The sequence below is a fragment of the Dyella mobilis genome (genome assembly GCF_016904945.1).
In the GTDB taxonomy this organism is placed as follows: Bacteria; Pseudomonadota; Gammaproteobacteria; order Xanthomonadales; family Rhodanobacteraceae; genus Dyella_B; species Dyella_B mobilis.
This window is the reverse complement of the sequence record NZ_JADIKF010000002.1, coordinates 1-579: the sequence shown is the minus strand read 5'-3', so window position 1 is coordinate 579 and position 579 is coordinate 1. Positions and strand designations below refer to the sequence as shown.

Here is a 579-nt window from a genome sequence, read left to right as displayed (position 1 = left end):
GGTCAGCAGCGGCGGCGCCCTGGATCTGGGCAAAGGCACGGTGACGGGGACGCTCACTGCCACCGGCAACGGCGCGATCTCGCAAGCCAGCGGCAGCGGCTCGGGATTGACCGTCACGCAGGCGGCGAGCTTTACGCAGAACGCCAACGGCGCCGACGTGCTGCTCGGCAACGCGAACAATTTGTTCAGCGGTGCGGTGAGTTTCATCGAAGGGCCGAGCGTGCAGATCGGCAGCTTGTCGCTGGCCAATACCTACGCCAGCACCACCGCGCAAACCGTCAGCCTGCCGAGCAGCTTGAGCGGCAGCCTTACGCTGGATTACTCGGCAGCGCCGTTGGCGATATCGGCCAGCAGCGTAGGCGGCACGCTGAGCGTCACCGGCACCAGCATCACGCTCAACGGCAACGAAAGCAGCGGTGGTTTGCAGACGTATACCGGTCACTTGCTGCTTGGTACGAGCGCCACGTTGACCAGCACCGCGGGCGGGGTGACATTCAACGGCACCGTCGACAATGCGACGTCGACTACGCAGGAAGCGCTGACGATCAATGCAGCCGGTCCGGTGGCCTTCGACGGCGC

The 579-nt window shown here is 65.3% G+C and carries 1 protein-coding gene; it reads left to right on the top strand.

Translation table 11 applies throughout. The features are described from left to right. On the top strand, window positions 1-579 hold a 579-nt coding region (locus ISS99_RS00010), incomplete at both ends, for a hypothetical protein (protein ID WP_204629516.1).